At 48.3% G+C, this 22,289-nt stretch carries 15 protein-coding genes; 7 read left to right on the top strand and 8 right to left on the bottom strand.

Annotated elements, in window-relative coordinates; genetic code table 11:
* Nucleotides 1-16 precede the first annotated feature (16 nt).
* From NL645_RS14835 to NL645_RS14855, 5 genes are read right to left on the bottom strand one after another with little or no spacing between them, the layout of a single operon-like run.
* On the bottom strand, nt 17-1,219 hold the full coding sequence (locus tag NL645_RS14835; protein ID WP_253651929.1) for a type III PLP-dependent enzyme: 1,203 nt from the start codon (nt 1,217-1,219) through the stop codon (nt 17-19).
* Nucleotides 1,212-3,041 carry an IucA/IucC family siderophore biosynthesis protein gene (locus NL645_RS14840; RefSeq protein WP_253651930.1) on the bottom strand — a complete coding sequence of 610 codons (1,830 nt, stop codon included), beginning with the start codon at nt 3,039-3,041 and terminating at the stop codon, nt 1,212-1,214. The genes NL645_RS14835 and NL645_RS14840 overlap by 8 nt, the downstream gene beginning before the upstream one ends.
* Nucleotides 3,013-4,218, bottom strand: coding sequence for an MFS transporter (locus NL645_RS14845; protein WP_253651931.1), 1,206 nt, complete (start codon nt 4,216-4,218; stop codon nt 3,013-3,015). The genes NL645_RS14840 and NL645_RS14845 overlap by 29 nt, the downstream gene beginning before the upstream one ends.
* Before the next feature lie 6 nt (nt 4,219-4,224).
* Complete coding sequence (locus NL645_RS14850) at nt 4,225-6,057, bottom strand: IucA/IucC family protein (protein ID WP_253651932.1); 1,833 nt, start codon at nt 6,055-6,057, stop codon at nt 4,225-4,227.
* Nucleotides 6,054-7,265, bottom strand: coding sequence for an acetyl-CoA carboxylase biotin carboxylase subunit family protein (locus tag NL645_RS14855; RefSeq protein ID WP_253651933.1), 1,212 nt, complete (start codon nt 7,263-7,265; stop codon nt 6,054-6,056). The genes NL645_RS14850 and NL645_RS14855 overlap by 4 nt, the downstream gene beginning before the upstream one ends.
* A 248-nt stretch (nt 7,266-7,513) precedes the next feature.
* Between NL645_RS14855 and NL645_RS14860 the strand changes: the two genes are divergently transcribed.
* From NL645_RS14860 to fecE, 6 genes are all read left to right on the top strand, one after another.
* Nucleotides 7,514-9,550 (top strand): TonB-dependent siderophore receptor, encoded by a 2,037-nt coding sequence (locus NL645_RS14860; protein WP_253651934.1) that lies wholly within the window; start codon nt 7,514-7,516, stop codon nt 9,548-9,550.
* 120 nt (nt 9,551-9,670) lie between these two features.
* The gene (gene pvuA / locus NL645_RS14865) at nt 9,671-11,809 is read left to right on the top strand and encodes a TonB-dependent siderophore vibrioferrin receptor PvuA (protein ID WP_074190320.1); all 2,139 of its coding nucleotides are present in this window, start codon (nt 9,671-9,673) and stop codon (nt 11,807-11,809) included.
* 100 nt (nt 11,810-11,909) lie between these two features.
* Nucleotides 11,910-12,833, top strand: a complete 924-nt coding sequence (locus NL645_RS14870) for a Fe(3+) dicitrate ABC transporter substrate-binding protein FecB (protein ID WP_253651935.1) — start codon at nt 11,910-11,912, stop codon at nt 12,831-12,833.
* Entirely contained in the window at nt 12,830-13,867 is a 1,038-nt protein-coding gene (locus tag NL645_RS14875; protein WP_042522221.1) for an iron ABC transporter permease, read from the top strand. Before NL645_RS14870 ends, NL645_RS14875 begins: the two co-directional genes overlap by 4 nt.
* Nucleotides 13,864-14,835 (top strand): iron ABC transporter permease, encoded by a 972-nt coding sequence (locus NL645_RS14880; RefSeq protein ID WP_139059654.1) that lies wholly within the window; start codon nt 13,864-13,866, stop codon nt 14,833-14,835. The genes NL645_RS14875 and NL645_RS14880 overlap by 4 nt, the downstream gene beginning before the upstream one ends.
* Nucleotides 14,836-14,837: 2 nt before the next feature.
* Nucleotides 14,838-15,602 (top strand): Fe(3+) dicitrate ABC transporter ATP-binding protein FecE, encoded by a 765-nt coding sequence (fecE, locus tag NL645_RS14885; protein WP_005374717.1) that lies wholly within the window; start codon nt 14,838-14,840, stop codon nt 15,600-15,602.
* A gap of 117 nt (nt 15,603-15,719) precedes the next feature.
* Here fecE and NL645_RS14890 read toward each other — a convergent pair whose 3' ends face one another.
* Entirely contained in the window at nt 15,720-17,606 is a 1,887-nt protein-coding gene (locus NL645_RS14890; protein WP_253651936.1) for a methyl-accepting chemotaxis protein, read from the bottom strand.
* Between the two features lie 365 nt (nt 17,607-17,971).
* Between NL645_RS14890 and NL645_RS14895 the strand changes: the two genes are divergently transcribed.
* Complete coding sequence (locus NL645_RS14895; RefSeq protein ID WP_253651937.1) at nt 17,972-20,722, top strand: pitrilysin family protein; 2,751 nt, start codon at nt 17,972-17,974, stop codon at nt 20,720-20,722.
* Between the two features lie 88 nt (nt 20,723-20,810).
* Here NL645_RS14895 and NL645_RS14900 read toward each other — a convergent pair whose 3' ends face one another.
* Both NL645_RS14900 and NL645_RS14905 read right to left on the bottom strand, forming a co-directional pair.
* Nucleotides 20,811-21,263 carry a polymer-forming cytoskeletal protein gene (locus NL645_RS14900; RefSeq protein WP_253651938.1) on the bottom strand — a complete coding sequence of 151 codons (453 nt, stop codon included), beginning with the start codon at nt 21,261-21,263 and terminating at the stop codon, nt 20,811-20,813.
* The gene (locus NL645_RS14905) at nt 21,167-22,120 is read right to left on the bottom strand and encodes a M23 family metallopeptidase (protein ID WP_005395595.1); all 954 of its coding nucleotides are present in this window, start codon (nt 22,118-22,120) and stop codon (nt 21,167-21,169) included. The genes NL645_RS14900 and NL645_RS14905 overlap by 97 nt, the downstream gene beginning before the upstream one ends.
* Nucleotides 22,121-22,289 lie beyond the last annotated feature (169 nt).

Here is a 22,289-nt window from a genome sequence, read left to right on the forward strand (position 1 = left end):
AAGCGAAGTATGCCGTTTAGAAATAGTGGAGGATCGGCGGCTCATGCATCAAGAAGTTTTGATGGGAGATGTTCCACGCATACGCGCCCGCTAAGGTAAACACAACGTAATCACCAATATCGACGTGGGCGACGTGTTGATTGCGTGCCAGCACATCTTTGGGCGTACAAAGCTGGCCGACAAAGGTCGCTTGTGCATGCTGAATTGGGTGAGAAATCTCATGGTGTTGCTCGCTTTTCAGGATGACGAATGGATGATCATGGCTCTGAGCTGCTGGCGTGCGGAAGTGGTGAGTTCCCCCGCGTGCGATGACAAAGTTTTCGCCAAGATTTTGCTTAATATCCAGTACTTCCATCACGTAATAACCGCATGCCGCCGTGATGAAACGTCCGCATTCAAAACGCAGTGTCCAGTCTTGCACTTGCTCTTTAGCGATGAGGAATTCCAACTTGTCGCAAAACTCCATCCACGGAAAGTGTTGCTCAGGGTTTTGGTAGTTGATGCCCATGCCGCCGCCCAAGTTGATCATCAGCTCACCGAGTTCGAACTCTTGTTGCCACGCCTTCACGACTTGGAAATAGCGCTGCATTAACGCTAAGTGACGTTCAACATCGAGCTGATGCGACATCAAGTGAAAATGGAAGCCTTTCAGTGAAACTTGCGGGAAATCGCGCAGCAACATCAAAGCATTACTCAGTTCGGACTCGTCCAAACCAAAAGGAGTCGGCTTGCCGCCCATCGCCAACTTGCTGAGCGTGATGTCGCCAATATCAATGTTCATACGCAAAAAGATCGAAGCTGGGCGGTTGAGGCGCTCGGTTAGCGCACCAATGCGTTGCAGCTCGGTGAGGCTTTCGACATGAATTGCATCAACATCAAGCTCAATCGCTTGTTGCAATTCACTTGGCATTTTTCCTGGGCCACCGAAGATCAATGGCTTATCGAGTTGCTGCTGGTGGAGGTGTGCCAACTCCCCGCCAGATGCCGCTTCAAAACCATCGACATACGGCGCGAGCGTTTTGAGAATCGGGCCCGATGGATTGGCTTTGGCTGCGTAAAATAGCTCGACATTTTTCGGCAAAACGTGACGCAGTTGTTTGATGTGTTCTTCTAAGGCGTTTAGGTCATACACGTACGCGCACAAGGGTTGATTTTGCTGCTGTGCGAGCGTGTGAACTTGCTGGCTAACGCGTGTCGGTAGGGAGAGTGAATTAGACATGTTGCGCTCCTTTTTCGTGTTGCTGCCAAGGCGCGGCGACTTGGGTATAGCCCGACTCTTTATCGGCTTTTTGCATCAAACGCGTGGTGAAATTATTTTTGCTTGGGAAGTGACCGCCATTCAGCAATGCTTCTAGTTCCGGCTGTTTCCCATTCACTGATTGCCAACGCACAATGGCACTTTGCACCGCATTCCACAGCGTTTGCTCTAGTGGCTCATCACCTTCTGCGATGAAGAAAATCGCTTCGCTGATGTTGTTGATAACGGTGCAGTATCCGATGCGATTCCAGCCTTGTTCGCGACTGTAGTAAACCGATTGTCGCGCGCGTTCAGACAAGTCAGTTAATGTTTCTGCTGGCCAAAACTCCGGCAGTAACTTGGTGCCTTCCAAATCACGAATCCAAACACAACACGGCATCTCTTGTTCAAAGCCAATCAAGGTGTTTTGCAAATGCGGCTCAAACGCCACCCCGTGTTTGAAGTAGTAGTTAAACACACCTGGAATTAGGCAATGCAAATAGCGTTCAAACCACAGTGTCGCGATGTCGGAATAGCGATTTTGCGTAGTACGCGCTTTGTTTTTAAGGCGTTGAGCAATGCAACTGTTGCCGTTTTTGTCGTAAGCAAACAGAGCGCCAGCGAGGGTTGGTTTTAAGATGTCGACTTCGCTCAGCGAGAAATTTTCGCGATACAAAATCCCAAACGATTCGCGCGCTTTGGTGTTGTCATCCCAATTACGCTCAGCGACACTTTCTAGATTCAACGTGGTGGCGTAAGGCTCTGTCATCACTTTAAATACAGGATTGTGCAGCTGTTCGTTTTCTCTAATTGGTTTAAGAATCGACGTGAGCTGCACGGCGCTGTCGAGTTCGTACCACGCATTTTTGCGCACGCAATTGGTTAATCGTACGTTGATGGAGAATTTCGCAAACCAATCCATATCTGGGTGGTAGAGGGTACGAACTGAAGAGGTCGGCTGCATCTTTTCACCACCTAAACCCAGTGGCGTGATCTTGCCTTGTTCAATGGCACGCTTCACGCTTGGGTTGCTCAAAATGGTGTAGCTTTCCCAAGGATGGCAAGGGTAGAGGGCCTTCCCATTGCTGGTGGTGTGTTGTGGCGCGAGCTGTTGTAGCATGCGTTGCGCAGGGTTAGCTTCTCCGTCGGAACTCAGCACATCAAGTAACGATGTATCCACTTCAAACCAGTACAACGGGACTTGCGCGCCGACTTCTGGAGAAAACGCCAAGAGATCATCCATGGTGACGCCCGAACGACTTTTCGGGGTCGGATGGAAAGTATGCCCCCAAATCAGAGATTGTTCCGAAGCGATAAATTCGTTGTGATGCGATTTGGGCGCGACGTTGAGAAACTGCTCGGTAACCAGCACGCTATTTTCCAGTTGTTCGATCAGCTCATGGTTAAATGGGATCGCCAACACCTGCTTGAGATAGTTAAGCAAAAGCGTAAGAGTTTGCGTGGCATCCAATTTCGCCCAGCCAGATCCCGGCATTTTCGCCCAAGGCAGTTCTGCCAATTTGATTTTGCCCAGTTTGCTCGCGTAGTGAATCGGCAAAACCAACACGCCATTTTGTTGAGACAGATGAACGGCTACCCGTTGTTTGGCGGAATAGTTGCGTTTTAACGTTTGGGGCAGCGATGTCGATTGGTAGTGCCATTCCACTTGTTGATTCGGTAGCGCAAATTCCCGTAAGTAACAATTAAGAACACCCATTATCGTGTTGAGTTGGGCTTTCTCACGATTGAGCTGCACATCATGCGCGCGCAACTCGCTAGTCTGAGAGGATTGAGTTTGTAACATGTTGATTTCCAAATTTTGAATGGAGAACCAGCGCGATCAAGGTGATTACGCTGACTATCGCAGAAAGTAGGAAAGGAACCTCAAGTAGCCCCAAGCTAGAAATGAAAGAAGCGCAAAATCCCGCCGCCACGCCACCCCATTTGGACATGGCATCAAAGCGAGAAAATACTTTGCCACTGAGTTTGCGATCCAGATTGCTCGCAAGATGCTGATGCAATCCGTGATAACAACACACCATCGCGATGCCGAAGATAATTCTCGCAGCAATGAGTGCGGTTTCGGACGCAATCAAATGCAAGGCAGAGCTCACGGCAAGCAATGCAAACCCGAGCCACAACGTGCGCAGCGGTTGATGGCGATTCAGCCCATCTGACAACACGTGGATTTTGCCTGCCAGCAACAGATAGACGCCATGCGGCAGTGCGTACAAAAAACCGATCCATGCGTGGTGAGTGATGCCATATTGCTGCACAAACGGCGAGAAATAAGGAAAGGTCACCACCATGGAAAACGCAAACCCGAACTGAGCAAAGAAGATCCAGCGAATGGCATGCATTGCGTTTTTCTGTGCAACCGGTTTTTCTTGCTGAGATTCTGAGTTTGGCTTTTCGAGGTTTTGGTCGGCGGTTTTATCCACTGGCAGTGTTAGCGTGATGCCCATCGCAATTAAAGGCAAAACGCATAACCAAAGGTACGCGTTGAGCGGGTTGGTCTCTGACAAGCTCCAGCCGAGCCCAATGGGCGCAACGATCAGCGCCAAGCGAGCAGATAGTTGGGTTTTATTGAGCGACTTGCCGAGTGTTTTGGCTTCTTTAATTTGACTAGATAAGTAGCTGTTCGAGGCGGCCATGGTGCCGCCAAAGGTTCCTTGAACAATAAGACCAAACACAAACATGGCGAGGTTGTCTGCCAAGCCGCACAGCGCAAAACCTGCTGCAAGGCCAAGTTGCGCACGCAAGAGTGAGCGGCGGCGACCGTAGCGATCGGCAAAGTTGCCCCAAAATCGCGCCGCCAACGCAGTACAAAACGTAGGTAGGATAAACAATACCCCTGCCCAGTCCGCATCAATGCTTGCGCCTAATGTTGGCAACACGACGGGTAGAAATAGCGGCATACCTAACGCGGCAAACGCAGCGATAAAGTGGCACAACAACACACTGTAGATGAGTTTGGTCATAATCGTTTAACGTACGCTTTTTTTGATGGCTTCTAAGTAGGCGCGCTGCGCTTCTTCGCTAGAAAGCAGTAAGAAGTTCGGGGCCGACAAACCATAGAACTTATTGATGTCACTCGCGCCGGAGGCTTCTTTCGAGAGCAAACTGCCAGAGCTCAACAAGTACTTGGCGTACAAATCAGGCGCCTCTTGCAGTAACTCGCGTGCCAGTTTTGTTTCTAACCCTTCGCCTTCCAATCGGTTGAGTTGCTCAGCAATGCTTTTGGCCACGATGGCGTAAAGCGATGCTGAAGAGGCAATGCCCTTTGTAGCCATGGCTTCTACAATCGCTGCGATATCCAGTTGTAATGTGATGGTGGTAAACATCTGACCGAGCGCCAATTCATTGTCGACTTTGATGCGTTGGTCGAGCAGTTCATCGCAATCCACTGGAATTGTTCCTGCGCCCTGTTTTTGGGCGGCATGCTCTGTTGCAAAGTGGAAGCGCTCTGGCCAAATTCGCGCCGCGTCGTTGTCTTTCATCGCGAGCGTCATTTTGCCCTGTTGATCAAATGCAACGATGGCGTTTTGCTGGTTGGACTCCAATGCGATGCCATAACGAAGCCACAAGGTGAGGTGCACTTGGCAAAGAAGGTCGACGTAATCTTGGAACCACGCCAGCGTATCTTGTTGATAGTACTGCTCCGCCAAATGTTCTAAGAACAAGCGGTCGTCAGGCATTGGGCTTGCCAGTGCTGCAACCGGAACTAACGCTTTGTCTTCGCAATGAGTAAGTGGGTACTCACGTACGATGTACGCGAAGGTTTTATCCTCGCCGACGTGTCCACCGTGTTTTTCGTTGCAATGGAACAAGCGACTGTTTAAGTCGGCGTCCGTTTGTTCAAGGTGGCTGAGTAGACGTTCAAACCAGTGGCCGTCATACAGTGTTGAAGGCTTGATTAAGCGAATGTTTTTCGTGCCTAGCGATCGCATGATCAGCGGAACTTTGATGTGAATGTGCGGCGCGTCGTTGACTACCACAGTACGAACGGAAAGCGTTGGCGTCACGTCTAGGTACGTAAACGGCGCTTCAATCATGCCTTCGGGTAAGGCTTCTAAAGAGCGAAGGGTGAGCGGATGCGCAGGGAACAGTACGTGGCTCAGTGCAAAATCAGCAGGAAGCCCCACTTGCTCCATCGTCGGCCAGCAATCAGGTTGTTCGCTGGTTAATGTCACCAGTGATTTTTCAATCGCAATCCAATGCAGAGCAAAGCTTTGTGCGAACTCGGGCGCGTACTTAGCAAGGTCTTCATCGCTCAGACCAAACTTCGCCCGCGCAGTTGGATAGTACGGGTGGTCAAGGTAAGAAGCGATCTGGTCGGCAAGCAGTAGCTTTTTATGCCAAGAACTAAGCTTGGATATTGGTTGAGAAATGTGGTCTGCGTGATGATGAAACGCTTGGTCACACAGCGCTTTGTGTTTCTGTGCGCATTCCAGTTCTTGAAGATACCCCGCCAACAATTCGTGAGAGCTCTCATGCGCCAGTGTCGTTAGTAGCGCAATCCACTCTTGATAATGCTGCTGATGCTCGATTTGACCATTTTTCTCCACCCACCAACCTAGCGGCGCTTCGCCATAGGCGTGGCCGTAGCGCCAGTGCTGCATGTAATACGTTGGCGCAACGGGTAAATACAACGTGAAATCAGAGTTGGCAAATATCAGCCAGACTTGCTCGCCTTGAGGAACAATTACCCCTTTTGGCGCGTCGCTACTGAACTTGGCTTTCGACAAAATGCCAAACATGTCTTCGCGTAAGCAAGTGTCGATCAATCGTTGCGTTAGATACAAAGCGTTGTCGTTCATGCTGCCACCTCACGAGTCGGAGCTAGATCGAAATTGCTAAGCGCGTTCTGCAGCGCTTGGTCGAGGTTTCGCCCTGATGGTGAGACAATCGAAATTCGGGCGAGATAATCCTTATTGGAATAACTCTGTTGGAAGTGTTCTCCAGCGGTTTTTAGTACCTGTTGCTGGGTGATGATATCGTCATCGTGTTGGATGAACGACGTCGAACCTCCGTCGATCACACCACTGTGTTCCGCAACTACGTAGTGCACGTGCGCTGACCCATGAATTTGGTAATCGCCGTCCAATCTTCGACCCAGATGCAGACCCAAAATCGTGCTAAACCAGCCGAAGTGAGCAAGATTGTTGAGCAAGAATTCGCGGCCATCCCCAATGCTGCGATAGTTGATTTCCACCAGAACTGGGCCGTTTTCAGTGATAATAAATTCGCTGTGGCAAACACCAAAACCAACGCCAAACGCTTTCAGTTGAGCCAGGCAAGCTTCTCGGTGAGCAATGCCGTTTGGTCCGTCCCAGTCTGCGGCCGTTTCGATAAAGTAAGGCGGCTCAGAGAGCGACACATCAAAACCGCCCACGGCGATAAGGCGCTCACCATCTCCTAAAGTTTCTAGCGTAACCAACGGCCCTTGAAGAAACTGCTCCACCAGAATGGCGGCGTTTGGGTGTTTTTGCCAAAACGCATCGCAGTAAGCATCGAGCTCGCTTTGGGAGTCACAGCGCTGCACATCTAAACTTGCCACGCCTTCTTTGGGTTTTGCCACGACAGGAAAGGCCATGCCTAATGCCACATTCGAATGGCGGTGCAGCAAACAGCTTTGTGTGTTGGGTAGGGCTTTTTCATTTAACACTTGTCGAGTTAAGTGTTTGTTTTTGGCTTTTAACGTGACAGACCAATCTTTGGATGGGAGGCCAAAAAATTGCGCGCAGATGGCGGTGGAAGTTTGTAAGTGATCACTATTGCTGAAAATAGCGTCTGGCTTTAATTCATGCTCCGTGATGGTTTCGATGAGTTCTAATGGGTTGAAGACATCACATTCTAGAATGGTATCCGGATTAAAGTGACTATCACGACTCGCCAGCTCTAAATGGCTGATCTTGTGGTCGGTGATAAGAACGACGTGAAGGTCCATCGCTTTAGCTGCAGGCACAAAGCCGTGAGTGACTGCATCGTTAACGACATGACTTACGATAATCATCGTAGATTTCATGAGCTTTCCTAATTTTCTAACATTTTCTTCTAACGTTGATAAAGTCGCTCACGGTCGTCTTCCAATGTGCCTCTCCCGAGACGGAGGGCAGAAGTTTTAGTGTTTATTGTTATTATGTTTGGTTTTTTGTTGTTAGTTGTGTTTTTAGGGTAAATAAATATAGAGCATAAAATTAATATTGCAAATAGAAATAATATTTGTTCTTATTTCTATCCGTTGGCTTTATAACAACTAAACGGAATTATGGAATGAATAAATTATTGACCCTGACCCCCTTGGCGGTCGCGATTGGTTCTTCACTAGTAGCACCAAGCGCAGTGGCTTCAGAAGAGACGAACTCAACCTCATCAGCAACTGAAACGATTCAAGTCTTCGGGCATCAGTACGAAGGTTATGCTGAACACATGCCTCAATCAGGCACCAAAACCGATGTGGAATGGCTTGATGTGCCACAAGCGGTATCCGTAGTAACGAAAACAGAAATGCAAGACCGAGGCGCGGTGCGTTTAGTGGATGCGCTAGATGGGGCAGCCGGGGTCAATAACACCTTGGGCGAAGGCAGCCGTGACCAGTTCATGATTCGCGGTTTTGATTCACTCAACGATATGTACCGTGATGGCTTGCGAGATGACGGTACGTTGCAGTCTTACCGCAGCTTAGCGAATGTTGAACGCGTTGAAATTGTGAAAGGCCCTGCGGGCGCTTTGTATGGCCGTGGCTCGGCTGGGGGCATCATCAACTTGGTGACGAAACGCGCTAACGGTGAGAATTTTACTCACGTAAACGGCAGTGTAGGTAGCAACAACCAGTATGTCGGTCAGGTCGACAGCTCAATGGCGTTTTCAGATAAGGTCAACGGGCGTATTAACTTGGAATACCGTCAAGCCGACTCGTACGTTGATCATGTTGATTCAAACGATTTCTTCATTGCACCGACCATTCGTGTGTTACCAGCGGATGGTCACACCATTGATATTGACGTGGAATACGCCCATCAAGAACTAGTGCCGTATCGTGGTGTGCCATCAAAAAATGGCAAGCCAGTTGATTTGCCAGTAAGCACTTACTTTGGCGGCACAAACGACTATCAGGAGTCAGACAGTCTCCGTATTGCGGTGGATTACGAATGGCGTCTGAATGATCAATGGGTATGGAACAACCGAGCGGCGTTCAACCATATCGAACTGGAGCAAAAAGGCACGCGTCAGGGCAAAGTGACGGGTAATGAAGTGTCTCAAACCGTCAACAACTTTGGTTACGATCCACGTACTACGACCACTTTACAATCTGAGTTGGTTTGGGAAACCAGGGACAATCAATTGATGGTGGGTGCAGATTTCAACCAGATCGATATCGACCTAACGTTGGCAAGTGACAAAACGCTTCCTGCGCAAAATATCTACGACCCAGTCGTTGGTCCAACGCCTGATCCGGGCTTTAAGCCATTTCGTGACAATACCACCACCACGACAGGTTTGTATGTGCAAGACGTCTATACGTGGGGTGACCTTTCTTTGATCGGTAACGTGCGTTACGACTCGATGGAGCTAGAACAACAAAAAGCGGGCTCAGATAAGGAAAAGTTGGATGATGACAAAGTCAGCTACCGTGCTGGTTTGGTATACCGTATCAATTCCGACACATCCGTATACGCCAGTTTAGCGCGCTCTTGGCAGTTACCGTACGCTGGTATCTACATCAATCCAAAATTGGCGGAATTCTTCCACACCGACTTAAAAGAGGTGGGTGCAAAAGCGTACCTTTTGGATAACGCATTAATGTTGAATGCGGCACTGTTCCAGATTGATCAAGAGCAACCACAAACCAACGTGGACGGCGATGTGATCGATAAAATTGAAGTGCGTCACCAAGGCATTGAATTAGAGGCTCGCGGTCAAATCACCAAACAGTGGGACATCTCTGTGGGTTACAGCTACTTAGACGCGGAAGACAAAGCCACAGGCAAAAAGCCGAACGATGTATCAGACCACTTGTTCTCTCTTTGGAGCACTTACCAATTGGATGACAACTGGCGTTTAGGAGGTGGTGTGAAGTACGTGGGCGACCGTTACGCAGGTAACGACGAAGCCGTCGCACTCGGCGATTACACAACGGTGGATTTGATGGCGGCGTACACCACTGGTCGTCACAAAATCCAAGCGAACGCTTACAACATTTTGGATGAGAAATACATTCTTGGCGCAACAAACGGCACGTCTGGCTTAAACCAGATTGGCTACGGCGCACCTGCCGAGTTCATGCTCAGCTACGGATATCAGTTCTAGGCTTTTTGTGCGTAGTTAGCGCCTGTTAGCCAATTTTTACCTCATATTGAGGATGTTTAGCCCCGAGAGCCTACGGGATGTATTCTGCCCGAGGCTCAATTTCTCGCAAAGGAGATCTTAATGTCTTACCAGAATTTGGATGGTAAAGTGCGTGTACGTGCTGGTTTGTCTACCACTTACAGTGTGCTCGCGATTGCAATCGCTTCTGCCACATCCATGAGCGCGGTTGCCGCTCCTGCTAAAAAAGAACAAACTACCGCGATGGAAACCGTCGTTGTCACTGGTAGCGTGATTGGTAACTCTGAAATTGAAGATGTCAAAGAGTACCCAGGTGCTCGTACCGTCATTACCCGCGATCAAATCGAGAAAACCGCCGCAGGCTCGATTGATAACGCGCTACAGCGCGTGCCGGGTATTAAAGTTCAGGATGAAAGCGGAACGGGCGTATTGCCTAACATTTCTGTACGTGGTTTGAAAGCAAGCCGTAGTGGTCATGCTCAGTTCTTGATGGATGGTGTACCGCTAACACTTGCGCCATATGGTCACACTGGTCAGTCTATCTTCCCAGCAACACTGTCGATGCTTGATCGTATTGACATTGTACGCGGCGGTGCCGCAGTGCAGTACGGTCCAAACAACGTCGGTGGTGTGATCAACTTAGTGACCAAACCGATTCCACACACTTGGCAAACTGAAATCAGTAACCGCCTTACCGTGTTTGATGGCGGTGATGCGCCGCTGAATGATTTTTACCTACGCACGGGCGGTTGGTTAAGCGACACATTCGCGCTGCAGTTGGAGGGTAACTTCCTAAAAGGCGAAAGCTTCCGTGAACATTCCGATACGGACGTGAAGAACTTTCAAGCTAAAGCACAGTGGCTATTGAGTGATACTCAAGAGATTCAAGCATTCCTGCAACGTTACGATGCTGAAACGCAAATGCCGGGCGCACTTTCGCCACAAGATTACGAGCAAGATCGTCATCAATCGAAACGTCCTTACGATGATTATGAAGGTAAGTCGACGCGCTGGAGTGTTAAGTACATCCACGATTTGCCATTTGCCGACAGTGCCGAGCTAGAAGTGCTAACGTTTGGTCACAAGTCAGAGCGTCTTTTTAAGTGGGGCTTTAACAGCGCGGGTGGCCATTGGGCGGATCCGGCTCTGCCTGCGACGGACGTTCGTACCTCTCCACGTGAATTTACCGTGTATGGTATAGAGCCAAAAATGGCGATGTACTTTGGCGAAGGTAAATCCGTTACTCAAAACTGGATCGTGGGTACCCGTTATGTTAATGAAGACATTGACTACAAACTCACTCAGACTCCAATCGCCGGTGGTGCAACCAGCGTTCCGCGTGATTGGCATCTAGATACGGACGCGTTTGCTGGATACGTTAGCAACGAAATTGGTTTGTTCAATGATACATTGAAGGTAACGCCTGGGTTGCGTGTTGAGTCGGTTCGAATGACGTTTACCGATCGTGGTAAAAAACAAACGGCAGACAACACCGTGACGGAATGGTTGCCAGGTTTGACGGTGGCATACAACTTAACTGACCAGTGGGTGACGTATGCGAACGCGCAAAAATCACTTCGTGCGCCACAAATTGCCTACATCCGAGGTTTGGGTGAAGAAGGTAGCGAACTGGCTTGGAACTACGAAGTCGGCGCGCGTTACACCCAAGATGCGACCAGCTTTAACGCTGCACTTTATCGCATCGACTTTGAAGATCAATTGCAATGGCAAAGCTCAACGCAGACCTTCGATAACATCGGAAAAACACTTCACCAAGGCATAGAGCTTTCTGCTCGTTACGTGCCTGAAGCACTACCTGCACTGAGTTTAGGCGCAAGCTACAACTATCTAGACGCTACGCTTGAAGAAGAAGGCGCGAATAAAGGTAATCAACTGCCTTACACCTCTAAGCATCAGCTTGGTTGGGATGCAACCTACGCATTTTACGGCATGGACACCACGCTATCGGGTTTCTACTTCAGTGACTCGTATACCGATAACGCCAACACTAGTGCCGAAGATGCAACAGGCGCAACGGGTAAAGTACCATCTTACATGGTGTGGAATTTCAACTTGGGGACGGATTTATACAAAGACGACAAAGGCAAGTTACGCATGAATGTTGCGGTGAACAACTTGTTTGACGAGGAGTATTACTTCCGCGGGATTGATACAAGCCCAGTTGGTCGGTACCCAGCTCCGGGACGCTCTTACACACTGGATCTGAACTATCAGTTTTAAGCGTTTCGTTCACCGAGTTTGAAAAGAAAAGTCGCCAATTTACCTTGGCGACTTTGCCGATCTTAGGTACTGGAAAACTCTTAGCACTGGAAAAAGCAAGATGAAAAATAAAAAACAATTTACGATCAAACACTTTTCAACCGTTTTGCTGATGCTACTGAGCTCAGCTTTGATGTCATTTAGCGCATTTTCTCAGGCGCGCAGCGTGCAAGATGAGCAAGGCACGTTTGAGCTAGAAGCGATACCTCAACGTATTGTGGTTTTAGAGTTTTCGTTTGTCGATGCATTAGCGGCAGTCGATGTCTCACCGGTAGGCGTTGCCGATGACAACGATGCCACACGAGTTATCCCTGCTGTTCGAGCCAAGATTGAACCTTGGCAATCGGTCGGCATGCGCTCACAACCGAGTTTAGAGGCGATTGCGGTGCTCAAGCCGGATTTGATCATTGCTGATGCAGAACGTCATCGTGCGATTTATCAAGATTTGCAGCGAATTGCGCCAACCTTGCTGCTAAAAAGCCGTGGTGAGACATATCAAGAAAATCTCGAATCCGCACACAAAATCGGCGTGGCAATTGGCAAACAAGCGAAAATGACACAACGAATTGAGCAGCACAAACAGACAATGGCGGAGTTCAAACAGCATTTTGCGACACAAGAAACCATTCAGTTTGGTGTGGTTTCCGATAAAGGGATGTGGCTGCATAGCCCGGTTTCTTACGCTGGTGGCGTTTTGAGTACACTAGGCATCCAAAGCCCTCTGGCTCCGTCTGAGCAAAATGCTTATATCCCAACCAGTTTCGAACTTTTACTAAAAACCAACCCTGATTGGTTGTTAGTTGGACTTTACTCTCAACCAAATATTGTGGATGAGTGGCGCAAAAACCCATTGTTTAGGTTGCTAACTGCTGCGAAAAAACAGCAACTTGTTGAGGTTTCTCCTGAACTGTGGTCGTTAAATCGCGGCATGTTGGCTGCGGAAGAAATTGCCCGCAATCTTGAAGCGTTATTGGAGCGCTCATGAGTGCGGCGATAAGCTCGGAAAGCGCGTCTTCGGTTAGCAAATCGCATTGGAAAGCGAGCTTGTTTGTCTGTGCTATGGCGTTGTGTACGCTCTCAGGCTATGCAGCCTCAATGATTGGCTGGTCCAACTTTTCTTTGAGCGTTAATGATCTGACAAGCTATTGGTTTGCGTTTGATGAGGGCAATATGCTGCATCAAATCCTCGCGACGCTGCGTGCGCCTCGTGCCTATGCTGGGTTATTAATTGGCGCTTCGCTTGCGGTATCCGGAGTGCTGATGCAAGGATTAACTCGTAACCCTTTGGCGTCGCCATCCATTCTCGGCATTAATGCCGGTGCGGCGTGTTTTATGGCCTTGGCGTCCATCGGCGTACCATTCTTTAGTCAATTGAACCCAATCATCAACGCAGTACTCGGCGCGCTACTAAGTGGTGGTGCGGTCATGTTGTTGGGCGGTTTTTTCTCCGCGCGTTCTCACCCATTGCGTTTAGTGCTAGCGGGCATTGCCATCAGTGCACTGCTGATAGGGTTAACTCGTGCGTCGGTAATTTTGGCGGATGACATGGCTTACAGCGTGTTGCATTGGTTAACGGGTTCACTCTCTGCGGTAGATTCTGAGCAGTGGCAGCAACTGTGGCCTTTTGCGACTTTAGGTTTGGTGCTCGCCATGGGCTTAGCGCGAAACTTAAATTTACTCGCGTTGGGGGACGAAGTTGCTGTTGGGCTAGGTGGTAACATTCGTCTTACGCGATTTATCAGTGGTTTAGCGGTTGTGCTGTTGGCAGGAACTAGCGTAGCGATTGCTGGGCCAATTGGCTTTGTCGGGTTGTTAGTGCCGCACTTGGTACGCCCGATTGTTGGTCACAACTATCACATTCTCATTCCGGTTTCCGCCTTGTGTGGCGCGGCATTGGTGACGTGGTCAGATGCTTTATCACGAGCGATTGCCTTTCCGGCTGAAACGCCAGTGGGCGTGATTACCGCGCTGTTGGGCACACCTTGCTTTATCGCGATTGCAATGAGGAAATCATCATGATGAATCAAACCAAACTGTTTGCATTAGTTGGATTGTTGCTGATTGCGTCTTCTCTCACGCTGTTTGTTGGCGCGGCGAACATGTCGGCTCAACAGGTTTTTGCATTACTGTTTTCTTTCTCTGGCTCGGACTTTGTGATTCACCAATATCGATTACCGAGAATGTTGCTCGCCATTGGCGTGGGCGCTGGGTTGGGGCTGTCAGGCGTTTTAGTTCAAGGCGTCATCCGTAATCCACTTGCCTCACCAGATTTAATGGGGATAAGCGCCGGAGCAGGACTGGCGGCTACCGCTTGTTTGGTGCTGTATCCGAATGCGCCAGTGGCAATGTTGCCGATGGTCGCCATGGCGGGAGGCTTGCTTGCTGCTGGCTTTATTGCTGTGCTGGCTTACTGGTCGAAACCAACACCAGCACGTTTGGCGCTGATTGGTGTTGCTGTCAGCGCATTTTTAGCCAGCGGTATCGATTTTCTTCTGATTGTGCACCCTATCGAAATCAACACGGCGATGGTATGGCTAACCGGCAGTTTGTGGGGACGAAACTGGCAACAAGTGCCGTTTATTTGGAGTGCTCTATTGCTGCTACTGCCATTGGCGTTTTGGTTGGCATGGAGGTTAGATGTGATGGGACTGGGAGAAGAAAGCGCCACTACACTTGGCACGAAACCAAGACAGATCCAAATTCTTGCGCTGATTGCTGCCGTGCTATTGGCGAGCATCAGTGTGTCTGTGGCAGGCACGATCAGCTTTGTTGGCCTGCTTGCGCCGCATCTTGCGCGTTTGCTGTTTGGCCACAACCACAAGTTGTTGATTCCAGCCGCTGCAACCCTTGGCGCTTTGTTGGTGATTTGCGCCGATGGTCTAGCGAGAGGCTTACAGCCACCAATTGAGCTGCCAGCGGGTGTGCTGACTTCTGTTATTGGCGCACCATATTTCATTTTTCTTTTGTATCGTTATCGAGGTTGGTAAGCATGTTACGAACGCAGAACTTATCCGTCGCGTACGGCAAACAGACCATCATTCCAGATCTCTCTTTGTCGATTCCTCAAGGTAAAATTACCGCACTAGTTGGTCCAAATGGTTGCGGTAAATCGACACTATTAAAAACCTTGGTACGCATCAATAAACCAGCTTCTGGCCAAGTGTTGTATGACGACAAACCACTAAGCAGCTACGGTGATAAACGCTTGGCGCGTTCGTTGTCTTTGCTGCCGCAGATTCTTGTCAGTCCTGAAGGCATTACCGTCAGAAAACTGGTCGAATATGGCCGCTCGCCTTACCTCTCTCATTGGGGCAGGTTAAGTCAACAAGACAAAGCCTTAGTCGAGCAAGCAATGCAAGATACTGGCGTGATAGAGTTTGCTGACAAGCCAGTTGAATCGTTGTCTGGTGGTCAAAGACAAAGGGCGTGGATTGCGATGGTAATGGCGCAAGATACTGACGTAGTGATGCTTGATGAACCAACCACTTACTTGGATCTCTCTCACCAAGTTGAGCTGATGAAACTTATGAGGCAGATGAACGACAAAGGCAAAACTGTAGTGGTAGTGCTGCACGATCTAAACCAAGCTTGCCGTTACTGTGATCATTTGGTGGTGTTGGAAAAAGGTCAGTTAGTCACTCAGGGAACGCCGCAAGAGGTACTAACAGAGGGCATGTTGGCATCGGTGTTTGATTTACAAGCGAGAGTATTTAACGACCCAATCTCAGGTACGCCGATGTGTGTGGCGGTGTAGGTTTACGTCTTTCGAAAGCTATCTGCAATAAAAACGTCGAGCCATAAAAATAAACCCCGCTAGTTATACATTTGCTAGCGGGGTTTGTTGTTTTTAAGTGCGTTCCTAACGTGGCGTTTAAGCCAGTTTAAACGTCGCTACTTTCGAGTTGAGATCCTCGGCTTGTGATTTCAGCTCAGCAGATTGATTCATCGATTCTTCGGCACCAACCACCAAGTGATCAGTCACATCTTTAATTGACGTGACGTTTTGCGTGATTTCATTGGTTACGTGCGTTTGCTCTTCGGCTGCGGTCGCAATTTGCGTTGCCATATCGCTGATCAGCGCAACGGCCGCGTTGATTTCATCCAGAGCCAGTGCTGCGCGATCGGCATCTTCCACTGAGCCTTGGGCAAGTTGAGAGCTTGTATCCATGATGGTCACAGCACGTTGTGTGGTTTGCTGCAAAGTCTCGATCGTCGAGCGAATCTCTTCGGTTGAGGTGTGTGTGCGTTGTGATAGTACGCGAACCTCGTCTGCAACAACGGCAAAACCGCGACCTTGTTCACCTGCACGCGCCGCTTCAATCGCCGCATTCAGAGCCAGTAAGTTGGTTTGTTCTGCGATGTCTCGAATCGTTGATAGTACGGTTGAGATGTCTTGCGCGTGCTGGTTGAGCTCGCCGATGACAACGCTCGCTTGGTTGACTTCAGAAGACAAATTGTTGATGGACGACTTGGAGTTGATCACCAATTCATGACCATTTTGTGTGCTCGCTGAAGAGTCTTGAGCGGCTTTAGCCGTCTGCTCTGCATGTGCTGCAATCTCTTGCGTTGCCGATGCCATTTCGGTCACAGCGGTCGCCACCATAGTGATTTCTTGTTGCTGATGGTTCAGATCAGAAACCGACTGATTCGCGCGAGTCGTGCTCAGTTCTGATTGCTGGCTTAGTTCTTCCGCTTGGTTACGAATATGACCAATAAGCTGCTGTAAACTTTCAACAAACTGGTTGAAGTTTTCAGCCAGTTCACCAACTTCGTCACGGTTTTCTACTTTGATGCGTTGAGTCAGATCGCCGCTACCGTTGGCGATTTGCGCAAGCGCATTCGAAACATTGTAGAGCGGACGGAACAAGATGTTACATAGCAGGTTAAACAAAGCCACACAGATAACGACGACGATAGTGGTTGCGATGATTTGATCCCAAACAGCATCGTAAAGTGGGGCAACCAACGAGTTTTGATCTAACACTGTGACCGTTGTGAGTTTGGTGCCCTCAATATGGCGCGCGTAAACCACATATTCGGTGTTGTTAATCGAGACACGACGCTCTGTGCCGGAACGTGCGGCAGAGGTAATATCGCTGTTGTTTAGGCCCAGCTTGCTAACAGGTTGATTCAGCAGCTTACCGTCGTTATGGGTGAAAATATTGCCCTGTTCATTGGCAATAAACATATAGCCTTCACCCGGCAGGATCACTTGGTTGAGGCTGTTTAAAATATCTCCAATTTCGACATCTGCACCCAGAACGACGGTTTGACCATGTAGTTGCAAGGCTTTACCGAGCGACACGACGTTGGCCCCCGTGGCCGCTGCGACGGTTGGGTTATCCATAAAGACTTTCGATGGATTGGCAATGGCGTTGGTGTACCAACCCCATTTGCGTGGGTCGTTATTACCTGGTGGCAAAACCACCCCATTGGCGTTGTCTTGTGAGCCGTCTGGGTAAGCGAGAAAGACGTTATCAAACGCGCCAGAGTCTCGGACTTGTTTCAAGTGCGTAACCAGAGAACGCTTCTCTGAATCGGAAGAGAGTGACGTCAGTGCTCGCTCTTTTGAGAGTAACCAGTCCTTTACGTATTGATTGTAAGATGCGCTGGTGCTCTCTAGTCGTTGCGCGACTTCGACATCCAGTCTGTTTAATGAATCTCGAAAAGACAGCCCTTCTACCAGCACTCCCCCGAGAATGATGGCAGCACTGGCAGAGATTGCCAGTTTGTTTTTTAATGATAGATTTTTGAACATAAAGCGAATAATAGATCTTTGAATAATAGTTGTTGTGTTTTTATTCTCATCAGGACTCACCGAGCCGTTGAATATGCAGCAGAAAGTCAGATTCGAATCTGTTCAATAATTATATTTTATTGCTCAAAATAAATACTGACTCCATGTCGCGATTTTGAGTTTTACATCAAATAAGAAAAAGGCTTTTAAGCTGTGTTATTTATCTATTTGTAAAGTAAGGATTTGTCTATTTTTTGTAAATGATAATTGATTTCATTAAAAGGTGATTTACGTCACGTTTGAGTAGTAAATAATCCATTAAAAATGTGAAGGTCATCGAACGAGGATTATATTAATCGGCTTAATCATTGTTATGGGCAATAGTTATGCGCAGTATATTGTTAGTCCCCGCGTTATTACTGTCAGGGTGTGCTCTGACACAACAATCGACGCCGATTCAGCCTGACGCCAACTGGCATGTCGACCAGTTATCGAACGGTATGAAATACCATCTTTACCCAACAAAAGACCAAGAAGTATCGGTCCGTTTGGTTCTGAATGTCGGCTCATTCCAAGAAGAAGCCAATCAAAAAGGTTACGCTCACTTTGTTGAGCACATGGCGTTTAATGGCAGCACGCATTTTACCGGCAACGACGTTGTTAAACTTTTCGAGCAATCTGGTGGTAGCTTTGGTGCCGATATCAACGCCTTTACCACTTATCAGCAAACTTCTTACCAACTTGATCTTGCCAATAATACAAAGCTGGAAGATGCCCTGAAGTGGATGAGAGATATCGGAAACGGACTTCAGTTTGCTCCTGAACAAGTAGAGAAAGAAAAAGGGGTGATTCTTGGTGAATGGCGACGTGCTAACCCGGATGATAAGTCCTTTTCTATGCATGCTTATCAAGCGTCGATTGAAGGCACTATGTATGGTGAACACGACCCAATTGGTACTCGCGAAGCGATTCAAAATGCCTCATCAAGCAAGCTAAAAGCGTTTTACGACAAGTGGTACCAACCACAAAATGCCGAGTTGGTTGTGACCGGTAATATCGACGTGGATTCACTGTCCAATATTATCAAAAACAAATTCTCGAACTGGGAAAGCACCTCGGATACCGTAATAGAGAAGCGCCGCGATATTCGAGTGAATAACCAAAACCGAATCTTGCCAAGTAACACGATGGAATCACCAAGCCTTCATTTAGTGATTGAGCGTGGTCTAAGTGGCAGCACTACGATTGAACAGCAGCATCAAGTGTGGCGTGATGAAGTCGCAACACAGCTAATTCAACAACGTCTGATTCGTGTACTTAATGATGCCGCTGAACCTTTTCAGTATGCTTATGCCCAGCCTTACTATTCCAACTACCAGCGCATGATGTCGGCAGGTATTTCGTTTGGGCCTGAGCGTCGTGAACAAATGCATCAAACTTTCATCAGCACGTTGGCGTCACTGAGAGATTATGGTGCGACCCAATCTGAGTTAGAGAGCATCATGTCAAATTGGCAAGGTGAGCTCGCAAATATTGATTCAGACTGGGACCAACGTAAGCCAAACAGTTATGCAGAAGCGCGCGTTTTTCAAATTGACCAAGGCAGTGTGAGTCAATCAAAAGAGAGTTACGCCCAGAGTTTGTCTGAATTCATCAACAACGAGAATCTAGAGAGCATTAACACGCAATTGAATGCCTTGTTGTCTGAGCAACCAATCTTTGTGATTGGGTTAGGGAAAAGTGAAACGTCAGCTCAGTTCAATGATGTATTTACCGATCTATACAGTGCCTACCTCCAAACTGGCGAAAAACCGTTAGAGATGTATGACAAAGTGGATGGATTCTTACAGCCTACTCAAGAAGGTACCATCACCAGCATGCGTCAGGAAGCGGGTGGCTTTCAAGTTTATACGCTATCAAACGGTGTCGAAGTGTGGTTCCAAAAAGATGCCAAAGCGGGTGGTCGAGCTTATATTTACTATGCGAGCCAAGGTGGTAAAGCCGCCGTTGAACCAGCGTTATATGCTGCGTATGAAATCGCTGCAACGACGGCGATACGCAGTGGGTTAGGGGCATTTTCTGGTTCAGAGTTAGACAGTTACTTACGCAAAAATAACATTGCGCTTAGCGCGATTCTTGATGCGACCAGTCACGGTTCACAAATTACCGCGCCAACAACGCATTTAACTTACGCGTTGAATGGGTTGTACAACCTAGCGACGGAGATCAAAGTTGACGAGCGCCAGATGGCGGCAGCAAAGCAAGAGTTTAAACAACAGAGTGGCGCTTTTTTTGAATCGCCGATGGGAAAACTGATTCAGAAAGTAAACGGTAATTCTTATTTGCCGGGTAGTCGTCATCGTATCGTGTCCAGTGACGATGTGGAGCAAGTGACTTCTGAGCAAATATTGGCGGTGCATGAGCAACTTTTCAAAACCAATGATGGTTTTAAGATGGTCATTGTGGCAAATGTCGAGCCGGAAGAAATTACGCCACTCTTGCGTAAGTATGTGGCCTCTATCGAGATGAAACCGGGTCGTTCGATTGATTACCATGTTGCGTTCAACACCGACGTGCCGGCGCGAACAGTCGTTGCGGATGGTCATGAACCTTCATCGTTGTATGTAATGCGTTTGACTAACACGAACGATTACCAACGTACGGCAAGGGATACGGTTATCGAAGATATTCTACAACGTATCAGTAATGCGCGTGTCTTGGATATTGTGCGAGAAGAGTCTAGTCTCGATTACAGCCCAAATATTTACACCGTGACGCAAGATCGCGAACCAATCTCTGATTGGCTCTTGGAATCTCAAGTTGAGCCCGAAGACGTGGCAGTTTTAGATAGCAAGTTAGGCAAAATGTTTGATGACTTAGCTTCGAACATCACGCAAAAAGAGGTGGATACGGCAGCGAAGCAATTGGCGGTAGCGATGCAAGGATTAGATGATAACCCTGCTCAGCGCGCATGGTCGTATACTCGCTACTTAGTGCATGATTACGGCGTCGATGTGTTGCTTGACGTTGAGAAAGCGGCTAAGAGTGTGACGTTAGACGAAGTGAAAGCGCATGCGAAAGCGGCTTTTGGTCCGCAAGCAAAGCGCTCGGTGATGATTTTAAACCCGGCCGAATAATCACTGTAGTTTCTGACGAAGCTCGTGTCTCTAGTAATAAAAAAGACGGCGTGAAAGCCGTCTTTTTTATGCACTTTAACCAAAGAGTTTACGCTGATTTACGCGCAGGTCGCTTTTCATTGTTGGTATTGTTTTCTTTCGTGCTGGCGTTCTCTTGAGTCTTCCCTTTCAGTGTCACCACTTCTTTTTCAGGTAATTCGGCCGCTTCACCAAAGAATTTACCACCAGGTTCGATGCTGAGGTTATTACTCCAGATCCTCCCACTTATACGTCCCTTGGCAAGTACTTGAATGTGTTCTGCGTGACAGTTACCATCCATCATGCCATTGATGATCAGTTGCTTAGCGTAGATCTCACCGTTTACTCGGCCGCTTTCTGCAACGACGAGAGTGCCTTCTACATTAATTTGACCATCGACGATGCCATCAATCTGGACATCGTTTTCTACTTTGAGTTCTCCGCTAACAGCACAGCCTTTGGCGATGAGAGTTGAAGCTGCTGAGCTACTCGTTGTTCCACGGTTTTGATTAAAGATTCCCATCGTATTCTTCGCTCCTTAGTAAAAATGTCTTCGAAATCATTGAGGCTCCAATCGACAAATGGCTTCGGATTCAGTGCTCGCCCAACAAAACGCACCTCGTAGTGAAGGTGAGGGCCAGAAGAGAGCCCACTGTTGCCGGAAATTGCAATCAGTTGCCCTTTTTTGACGAACTGACCGCTTTTTACTTTGAACTTTTTCAAGTGCGAATAAGAACTCGAAAAACCGAAAGAATGTTGCAGCCTGAGGAAGTTACCAGAGCCTTTATTGCTGCGGCGGGTGACTTCCACAACCCCATCTGCTGGGGCATAAACCTTAGTACCGGTATTCACGGCAAAATCGAGCCCGCGATGCATCTTAGCGACTTTTGTCACCGGATGAATGCGCTTACCGAAGCGAGAAGAGAGCCGCGCTTTACCGACCGGAGACCCGCTTGGTATTTGGTTTAACAACACCATGCGAACGTTCGACGTAATCGCCGCCGCATCAAGTCGGGCATCCAAATTATCCGTGGTAGTATGTTCTCCAACTCCAAGGACTTTCTCTAACTCTCCCAAACGCTCCGAAACAAGTTGTACTCGTTCTTCTCGCTCTGAGAGATCACTTTCCAGCTCGGATTTTAATGCTTTCAGTGTGCTGAGCTCTTCACCCATAGTGCGCGAATGTTCTGTCAATTCAGCTTGTTTTAACGCGGCATTATCGACGCGAGTGTACAAGTGATGAATTAAGATCGCGGTTGCGGCCAGAGCAATGACAAAAAAGCATAAAAACGTTTTTAGATTGCGTTGCATCCTTTTACTGAAGTACCAATGTCTGGAGCCATTGATGGTTGATATAGAGATCGTCAACTGGTCTTTCATCGTCTTCTACTGCTCGTATCTGGTATACGTCTCGTCACTGAGTTAATGGGAATGTAAGGAAAACGAACGGGGACCGCTAGAGGCAAATTGGAAAGAAGTGTCAGGCCGTGAGGCGTTTTCAGATATTAGATAAAAGACTCAATAAAGATTTAATATCCTAGCGCTTTTG

Source organism: Vibrio sp. Y51_MX_L26, assembly GCF_024181935.1.
Classification (GTDB): Bacteria; Pseudomonadota; Gammaproteobacteria; order Enterobacterales; family Vibrionaceae; genus Vibrio; species Vibrio diabolicus.